The organism is Candidatus Electrothrix sp. (assembly GCF_052785085.1).
The window spans coordinates 1-8857 of record NZ_JALAAI010000144.1 but is presented as its reverse complement, the minus strand read 5'-3'; the positions used below and the strand labels follow the sequence as shown (position 1 = coordinate 8857).

At 50.0% G+C, this 8857-nt stretch carries 7 protein-coding genes and 1 pseudogene; 2 read left to right on the top strand and 6 right to left on the bottom strand.

Features of this window, described 5'->3' with window-relative positions:
- Nucleotides 1-601: 601 nt before the first annotated feature.
- The 3 genes from L2082_RS16935 to L2082_RS16925 are packed head-to-tail and all read right to left on the bottom strand — an operon-like array spanning nt 602 to nt 3188.
- On the bottom strand, nt 602-940 hold the full coding sequence (locus L2082_RS16935) for a hypothetical protein (protein ID WP_446010772.1): 339 nt from the start codon (nt 938-940) through the stop codon (nt 602-604).
- 18 nt (nt 941-958) lie between these two features.
- Nucleotides 959-1336, bottom strand: coding sequence for a DUF5329 family protein (locus tag L2082_RS16930; RefSeq protein ID WP_446010773.1), 378 nt, complete (start codon nt 1334-1336; stop codon nt 959-961).
- A gap of 19 nt (nt 1337-1355) precedes the next feature.
- Nucleotides 1356-3188: an AAA family ATPase gene (locus L2082_RS16925; protein WP_446010774.1), complete on the bottom strand. Its 1833-nt coding sequence runs from the start codon at nt 3186-3188 to the stop codon at nt 1356-1358.
- Nucleotides 3189-3398: 210 nt separating this feature from the next.
- Here L2082_RS16925 and L2082_RS16920 point away from each other — a divergent pair, with 210 nt between their 5' ends.
- Both L2082_RS16920 and L2082_RS16915 read left to right on the top strand, forming a co-directional pair.
- The gene (locus L2082_RS16920; RefSeq protein ID WP_446010775.1) at nt 3399-3902 is read left to right on the top strand and encodes a hypothetical protein; all 504 of its coding nucleotides are present in this window, start codon (nt 3399-3401) and stop codon (nt 3900-3902) included.
- Nucleotides 3903-4092: 190 nt separating this feature from the next.
- Nucleotides 4093-6540, top strand: coding sequence for a heavy metal translocating P-type ATPase (locus L2082_RS16915; protein WP_446012009.1), 2448 nt, complete (start codon nt 4093-4095; stop codon nt 6538-6540).
- A 27-nt stretch (nt 6541-6567) separates the two neighbouring features.
- Here the strand turns inward: L2082_RS16915 and L2082_RS16910 are convergent, their stop codons facing one another.
- The 3 genes and pseudogenes from L2082_RS16910 to L2082_RS16900 all read right to left on the bottom strand — a co-directional run.
- Nucleotides 6568-8022, bottom strand: a complete 1455-nt coding sequence (locus L2082_RS16910) for a dihydrolipoyl dehydrogenase family protein (protein WP_446012008.1) — start codon at nt 8020-8022, stop codon at nt 6568-6570.
- Between the two features lie 27 nt (nt 8023-8049).
- Nucleotides 8050-8532, bottom strand: a complete 483-nt coding sequence (locus L2082_RS16905; RefSeq protein ID WP_446012007.1) for a hypothetical protein — start codon at nt 8530-8532, stop codon at nt 8050-8052.
- 103 nt (nt 8533-8635) lie between these two features.
- A pseudogene (locus L2082_RS16900) lies at nt 8636-8857 on the bottom strand (IS66 family transposase); the annotation flags it as partial.

Sequence of the window (8857 nt, the reverse complement as noted above, 5' to 3'; positions counted from 1 at the left end):
ATCCTGGCAGGATTATCAAGAGGACGATTCCGGCAAAATAAAAATTTGTAGTGCCATAGGAATAGTCAAAAAATAAGCAACTTGTTGTTTTTGCATAACTTTGACTTTTTATGTCACGAACTTGGGCTAAGAGCACACAACAGAAAAATAGCCAGAAGCAAAACAATTTGATTGATGAAGGTAAAAAAGATTCCATCGGAGCCTATGTGACAAAGTGTATGATTTGTACCGGGTTGCGTGGAACGGAATGAACAGAATAAATCCAATAAAGAAAAGAAATTTTAATATTTGTCAAGTAAAATCAAGTCATCAGAACGGATATTCGTCGCAGGCAGCTATTGCTGACCGTTTCTGCAACATCTGTGATGTACTGCGGGGTGTGTTCGGGGAGTATCGGGGCGGGCGTGGTCATTCTGCACTTGTAGGCCATGAGATGTACTCCTTTGCAAAGGATTTTACCTTGGAGAAAAGAACAGTTATAAAAGGCAATAAACCTGCATAACGCCTTTTTCACTGCCTGTCAAGGAATAAAAGAAGCTTTGTCAAAGGGAAACAAAGGAATATGGAGCTTTTTCCTTCTGGGACAAAGGAAATTTTACGATCAAGCACAGGTACGCAAAAAAACAGATCTCCCTTGTTGTTCAAGCAGACTTCCTGTTGGTCGCTGACAACCTTCCTGCAAGAACAAACAACCTTCTGTTGATAGCCGCGAACCTTTTGTCAGGAACAAACAACCTTTTGTTAATAGCTGTGAACCTTTTGGTAATAGCAAATAACCTTCTGTTTGTAGCTGCGAACCTTTTGTCAGGAGTAAACAACCTTCTGTTGATAGCTGCGAACCTTTTGTCAGGAGCAAACAACCTTTTGTTAATAGCTGCGAACCTTTTGGTAATAGCAAATAACCTTCTATTTGTAGCCGCAAACCTTTTGTCAGGAGCAAAGAAACCTCTGTTGATTATCAACGATCTTTTCCCTGCTGCTCCCGATATGCTTCCAATTCCCGCAACAACCAATCCCGAGTCCGAATCGGCTTTTGCCCGTCACAGTGTACGGTATAGTATTTTCCACTCATCGTGCTTTTGCTTGCCGAATATTTAATAAAATCCTCAGTTGTCCTGATCTTGTCCTGAAAGTAATCATACTTTTTCTGGATATGCTCTGCCGCTTCTTCACCTTGATGGAAGGAACCGTTTCTGTTGATCCTGCACGTTGAACTTTTCACAAATTGCAACAGATGCGCCACCTCTGCCTGTTGTTCCGGCGGCACATCAGCATGCACGGTTCCTGTCAGCATGAGGGCCATAACCACGAGTACGATAAGAGCTTTTGCTTCCATTGTTTCTTTCCTTTGTTGTTTATCCGTTTTTCACCTTAAACACCCGAAATCCCTGATTGCCGATACAGTAAATCACAAACAGGGAAACCCGCGCCTCTGGATATTCCTGGCGCACTCCTTCTGCATAACCCCGGATCTGTTCTGTATCCTCTTCTTGCAGCTGAAAATTCTCAATACCGGTTTTAAATTTCCTGAATTCAGTATTGGAAAGATACTTAAATTCGATCACCCAGCGCAGTCCCGCATAGATCTCGTTAAACTTGCCTACAAATTCCAGATCACTGCGGCCCTTGGGGTAGGAACGCTCCACATGCCAACTGAACCAACGTGATAAATAGCGGCTGCACAGTTCATAAAAGGTGGTGCGGTAGAAATTTTCATTGACCTGCTGAAAGATGGCCTCGGGGAGCTGGGAAACGTATTCCCGCCAGTAGCCGGCAAACAGCGGTTCCAGCTCAGGCTTGTCAGAAAAGGCCTGCATATACTCAGTATGACGGGTAGACACGTCGATCCGGTGAATCTCGTTAAAATACTGCGTGAATATCCTGCGCATATTCAGATTTGGCAGCTTGAGATAATAGGAGTCCTTCAGCGTCAGCATCCCCAGATAAAAAAAGGAGATCGGAAAAAATCCTTTATCAAAGAACTGGTGCATGTTGAACTTTTCTTCCAGCATAACCCTGTCATAGGGAATGGAGTTGTGGATGGTCAGACGGTCAACGAACTCTTCCGTGAGCTGAGGATTGGAGGCGGTCAGTCGCTTAACCCAGTGCAGGTCGGTTCTCAGATTTAAATCGGTCAGGCGTTCCGGGATGGTTTTATATTCTTGAAGCCAGTCCAGGAAATACATGACCAGGGTGGAATTATACAGGGTTTCGCCCTGTGCTCTGACAAGATGATACCCGTTATACTGATTTTTCATCACTGCGCCCACATCTTGGCGGGTGGCGGGATCAATGTCGTAATCTCGGTACACCGCATCAAGGAGCTGATCTGCTTCTTTCTGGGTAAAGCCGAGCATCTGTTCAAATTTCGGGTTCAGGGTGATGAACTTCGCCACATTGAACCCCGAGGCCATGTCGTCAATGGCAATAGGTAAGACTCCGGTGATGAAGACATTATAGATGGCCCCGGTTTCGCGACCCATTTTCAGGGTTTTGAAAAAGGTCTTAAAAAAGCCGTCATCCGCAGTGAGCTGTTGATAAAGCTGATCCCTGTTGGTAACGACCAGTTGGTTGGCAAAGTTGTCGTATTCATCAATGATCAGATAAATTGGTGGCAAATTTCTGGCCTGGATATAGTGAAGTAGCCGGGTCAGGTTGTTGGCAACCGGAGCATCCAGGGTAAGTTCCGGCATATCATTGAACAGCTGGGGATAGATGTCCCGTAAAGAGCAGAGAACAGTATTGCAGTGGTTCCTGAAACTGGTCTCTATCTCCTGGATATCGGAACCAATTGACACCACAGAAAAATTCAGCGAAACAATGACACACTGATTCCGGTCCGCTGTGGGGTGCCGACCGATCCAGGTATGACCAAACAGCTCTTCAAATTGATCCGCAGAGTTGATGTCGTAATAATGACGCAGGATGGAGCAGAGCAGGGATTTACCAAAACGCCTTGGCCGCAGGAAAACAGGGTTGTTCACCATTTCCAGTTTGTCCAGGTACTCTGTTTTATCAACAAAATAGCCTTTTTTACGCACAATGGCTGCGTAGTTGGCTTCGCCGTATAAGACTCGTTTTTTCATCATCTGCTCTTTGCGTTTTCTTGCTGTCAATCTTGCTGCACCAATACCATATGTTGCCAGGTTTTGATCATACCCGTTAAGTGCTGAGGTGGCAACCAGCATGCTGTAGCGGAAAAAACGGCTTTGGTGATTTACTGTGTTGGAGCCATGATGGAAATCTGCTTGATATTGAGTCTACTGAATTCATTTTTTAGTTATGTCTTGACAATACGCTACTTAGTGGCATATGTTTCCTTTATATCCTTCAAATATCCTTTTGGTTATAAAACTGTGCATTAGCGTATTGAAATTTAAAAAAATAAGGAGAAAAGTATGGCTGATATTACTGTAACAATTCATTCGATATTTGATCTCACGAACAGCAGAGAAATTCGTCCCAGGGAGAAGTTTTCCTTTAGTGTAACGACAACCAACTCGTCTGAGGCAGATGCGGTTGCTTTGCAAGACGTCCGTTATCATGTAAAGGTCGAAGACCCGACAATCGCAAAGATTCTTGTGCCACCGACAAATCCGGATGCGGATGGTACAGGGTATAAAGGTGTTGATCCTGCTTCTGGAGAGCTGGTCATGCTGGCACCAAATACAGAGGTTGAGGAAGCGACTCTTTTTCCAAGAGGAATCACCAAGCCCGTAGACCTGGGGGAGAATAGTCCGGTGATCATTGAAGAGGCTGGTGAATTAAGCGTGGGTGATAGCGATGTGGTGAAGGTGTATGGTCAGGCTCTTGCAGCCGGGAATACGCAACTGACCTGTCAGGTGAGTGGTACCCCGGATGTGGCGATTCCCTTGGCAACCAAGCCACTGGATATCGTTTGATACGGAAAAGTGTCCTGAGCTTTACGTATTTTCCGTTCCTTGTCAAGCGTGGGGCGGGGTTGTTTATTTCAACAAGAGGAGCAGACAGGGGAGGCTGACCAAGCCTCCCTTTTTTATATGTGTCCCGATCCGATGGATCTGGATAAAAGAGGATATTTTATTATTCCGGCTTGCCGGGATGGAGGTTTCTATGTCAGAGAACAGCGATCCGTATACTATTCGAATCAATGATATGACCTGTGCTGCCTGTGTGCGCAGAGTTGAGCAGGCCATCACTGCGGTGGACGGGGTCGAAAGCGGTACTGTTCATTTGATAGAAAAAAAGGCTGAGGTTGTTGGCGGCGACCCGCAGCAGGTGGTTGAAGCTATTATTGAGCGTGGCTATGATGCTGCCCTGGTTGCAAAGGAGGAAGCTGATCTTATCGTATCTTTTCCTCATGGTTCGCCGGAACGAGATGAGATCTTTCAAATCCTCTCCGGGCACGATCCGCAGGTGGAGCTGTCAGAGCAGGCCGGTGGCCTGAAGGTTTCGACAAGCTTGCATCCGGCGGATGTCCTGCTCCTGTTACAACAGGCAGAGATTACTGCCCGGATCGAAGAGCAGTATGCTGATCCTTATCAGCAGGAGGCTGAGGAAACGCGCAAAGAAATACGCCGCTCCTGGCAAAAGTCCATTCTTGCCGCTGTGGTCGGTTTTGGTATTATGGCCGGTGAGATGTCCGGCTTTTTCCCGCCCTTGGTTGAGGCCCGTTTTTTCTGGTTCCTTCTGGCCCTGCTTTGTCTTGGGGTGATGTCCTTCAGCGGCGGCATGTATTATATCACGGCCTGGAAACAGGCTCGCCATAAGACCTCCAGTATGGATACCCTGGTTGCGCTCAGTACCTCAGCAGCCTGGTTGGCTTCTCTTCTTTTTATCATCTGGCCTGACTTTGTGCCGGGGCGGGATGCCCGTCTGTATCTTGATGCCTCGGTGATGATCCTGGCCTTTCTCCAATTCGGACATGCCCTGGAAGTACGGGCAAAGCAGACCACCAGGGAGGCGATCAGTTCCCTGGTCGGTCTGCGGGCAAAATCTGCCCGGATTTTGCAACAGGCTGGAGAAATAACAGGTGAAGTGGAGTTGCCGGTTTCCTTGGTTCGTCGTAATGATACGGTTCGGGTCCGCCCCGGAGAAAAGATCCCTCTTGACGGCAGGATTGAAGAAGGAACCACCTCAGTGGACGAATCCATGCTCAGCGGTGAACCCCTGCCTGTTCAAAAGAAACCGGGTGAGAAGGTAATCGGAGGTACAGTCAATACAACCGGGTCTTTTCTGTTTACCGTGACCGGTGCCGGTGAAGACACCACCCTGGCCCATATCATCCGTATGGTCAAACAGGCCCAGCTCGGCAAACCGCCTATCGGAAGATTGGCAGACAAGGTTGCGGCTGTTTTCGTTCCCACGGTTATTGTTATCTCCTTACTCGTCTTTGGTGTCTGGCTTGGGGTTGGTCCCAGTCCGGCCTTGCCTCATGCCCTGACCGCTGCCATTGCGGTTCTCGTGATCGCCTGTCCCTGTGCCTTGGGTCTGGCGGCTCCTATCGCCATTATGGTGGGAACCAGTCGGGCCGCTGCCTTGAACGTCCTGGTGCGTAACCCGGATGGTCTGCAATCCGCAGCATCCACCACCCATCTGGTGGTGGATAAGACCGGTACCCTGACCCAAGGCCGCCCGACAGTGACGGATATTTATCCGATAGCAGGAGTTGATGAAATCGAACTGCTGCGGAGGGCAGCCAGTCTGGAATCCGGCTCAGAGCATCCTTTGGCCGAGGCCGTGGTCAGGAGTGCAGCGGAAAAGAAGATAGCACCATCTGCTGTTAAGGATTTTTCTTCTGTACCGGGCAAAGGTGTGCAGGCCCGCATTGAGCAGCAGACCTGGTATCTCGGTAATCAGCGTTTTGTGGAAGAGAAGAGAAAAGAGAAAACGCAGGCCTTGCCCAAGGATCTGGTGGCGATCGCTGATGCGCAGGCAGGGCAGGGCGGGACGCCAATCTGGCTGGCCGATAAAGAGCAGGTGCAGGGGCTGCTCATCCTGCGGGACCCGGTTCGGGAGGATTCGGCAGCTGCGGTGAGGAAGTTACAGGCCCAGGGGATTACTGTGGTCATGTGTACCGGGGACAGTCGTGCCACAGCCGAGGCCGTGGCTGCTGAGTTGGGGATCACGGAGGTGCATGCCGAGATGCTGCCCCAGGAAAAACTCCAGGTGGTGCAGGATCTCCAGGCAAAGGGCTATAAGGTGGGGATGGCCGGTGACGGGGTGAACGATGCCCCGGCCCTGGCCCAGGCAGATACCGGCTTCGCCATTGGTTCAGGAACCGATGTGGCTATTGATAACGGGGACATCACCTTGGCCGGTGATTCGCTGGCATTGGTGTCGGTTGCGGTCGGGATTTCCAGAGCCACTCTCAGGAATATCAAGCAGAACCTGTTCGGAGCCTTTATCTATAATGTCCTGGGGATTCCGCTGGCCGCAGGACTCTTTTTTCCCTTTACCGGTTGGCTGCTTCCGCCTATGTTCGCCTCAGCAGCTATGGCCCTTTCTTCAGTGACCGTGGTTTCCAATGCCAATCGTTTACGTTTTTTCAAGCCCGAATAAGGGAGAACGTGCGGTATGACACATCGTTCAGACAGCAGACCCCTGATAGCGAAAGAGCAGCTTGAGTATTTTTCGGGTTCGGTCGGAAAAAAGCTTGGGAGAGAGCAAAGAGCCTGCCACCCGTTTGTTGATTTCTGCGACCGTAGGATAGGGGTGGATAGCTGAGGCCAAGGTGGTGAGCTTGACCTTGCCATTTAAGGCAGCGATCCATTCCCCCAACAGGTCTCCGGCATGGGGGCCAAGGATCTGGACGCCAATGGGTTTTTCTTTCCGATTAAGCAAGAGTTTGAGCTTACCGTACCCTTGTCCTTCAGCAAGACAGCGGTCATTATCAACAAAATTTTCATGCTGAACAGTATACTCGATTCCTGCGGCTTGGGCCATGCGTTCGTTCATGCCAATGCTGCCCAGCGAAGGTTCAGTAAAGGTACACCAGGGCAGCCAGGTGTAATCGGTACGGCGGGGCAGGTGAAATATGGCATTGCTGATCACGATACCTCCCTGATAGCCAGCTGCATGGGTGAATTGGGGGCCACCAGTGACATCACCGGCAGCGTAAATATGGGGCTGGCTGGTTCGTAAACGCCTGTCCACTGTGACGCCTTTGGAGCTGGTTTTCACTCCGATCTGGTCAAGCCCCAGTCCGTCAATATTTGGGCTTCTGCCCAAGGCAACCAGAATGGTTTCCGCCTCAAGAGTTGTTGTTGATCCGTTTGAACTGTTCTGTTCTTTGAGTACAACCTCTTTGTGCTCCCCTTGTTCCTTGACCGATTGGATGGTGCTGTTCAGATAAAATTGCACTCCTTCGCTTGTCATCATCTCCATGACGCCCTGAGCCATGTCCAGATCTTCCTTGCTGAGGATTTGGTTGCTCCGGTTGATCATGGTAACCCTGGTGCCCAGTCGCTGAAAGGCCTGTCCCATTTCGCAGCCAATAGGGCCACAGCCCAGGATGATCATGGATTCGGGAAGCTTGTTCAGAGAGAATATTTCCCGGTTGGTGAGAAAGGGCGTTTGCTCCAAGCCTGGAATGGGGGGGATGGCTGCTTCAGAGCCGGTGGCAATGACCCAGTTTTTTGCGGTAATGCTCTTGTTCCCCAACTCTACACTGTGTTCGTCAGTAAAGCGTGGGTCACCAAAGAGGATCTGGGCACCGAGTTTGTTAAATCGCTCAACAGAGTCATGCTGCTGAATAACTGCAATCACCGAACGGATGCGCTCTGCCACCAAGGCAAAATCAACTGGCGGTACTTCCACAGCAGGCAGGCCAAAGGCTTCAGTGGTGCGCAATTGGTGATAGACCTGAGCGGATTTGATCAGGGTCTTGCTGGGCACACAACCAAAATGGAGACAGTCACCACCCAGTTCCTGCTCTTTTTCAATCAGTAGGGTTTTGGCACCTAATTGGGCAGCCCCTGAAGCAATGGTCAGGCCAGCAGCCCCGCCACCAATGATGCCGATATCATACTCGTATGAAGCCATTTTCTCCTCCTTTTTTGCGGTATGCTCCTATGCCTCCAGCACAATAATTGTCACGTTTTCACAGGACTCTGTTGTCAGCTGGCCTCGTTCTTCCCAGGGGCGTTTTTGCGTAGGATCAAAGATCACCAGATACCCGCAATCCCGATTAAGCCGGGTGGCATAACGGGCTACTTGTTCCACTCCTTCCGGGCGGGTGTAGGTGCCGCGCAGCAGTTTCAGCTCAATAACATCCTGTCTGCCCTTGAAATCAATCACCAGATCAGCCCGGCCCGTGCCAATGGCAAATTCCCGCTCAATGGAGCCGCCGGAATTGATGATTCGTTGGAGATAGGCCATAAAGACAAGATGGGGTGCGGCCTCATGATAGGGCATGCCACGTAACAGCACTTCGCCGTTCCTTTGCCAGAAACGGATAAAACCCTTAATCAGTTTCATGATGTCCAGGGTGCCGTCTTCAGCCACGAACCAGGCCGGTTCATCAGGAATCGCCATCTGAACCGGATAGGTCAACACCCTGGGGATAATTTCCTGATAAATGGGATTGGCGATCTCCAGCCTGCCTCGGGCATCAGAGACCAGACCGAGAGTAACCGTTCAGATCCCTCTCATTTTTTTACGCAGCAAGAGGCAGAGGAGGCACATCCAGCCCCTGGCGCCGAGCCGTGATAACCTCAGCGAGATATTTCCACGGACAGGCGTTGCGCTTCTTACACGTATCAATCACGCTCGCAAGTATGGCGAACACATGACTGCCTTGGCCATTACGGGTACCGTGGCTTAATTTGCGCGCAATAACCCAATGACGTAGTGCTTGCTCCGCCTCATTATTGGTCAG

Coding starts and splice junctions, on each gene's coding strand:
- L2082_RS16930 (WP_446010773.1), bottom strand. CDS start 1,336: ATGGAAGCAAAAGCTCTTATCGTACTCGTGGTTATGGCCCTCATGCTG.
- L2082_RS16925 (WP_446010774.1), bottom strand. CDS start 3,188: ATGCTGGTTGCCACCTCAGCACTTAACGGGTATGATCAAAACCTGGCA.
- L2082_RS16920 (WP_446010775.1), top strand. CDS start 3,399: ATGGCTGATATTACTGTAACAATTCATTCGATATTTGATCTCACGAAC.
- L2082_RS16915 (WP_446012009.1), top strand. CDS start 4,093: ATGTCAGAGAACAGCGATCCGTATACTATTCGAATCAATGATATGACC.
- L2082_RS16910 (WP_446012008.1), bottom strand. CDS start 8,022: ATGGCTTCATACGAGTATGATATCGGCATCATTGGTGGCGGGGCTGCT.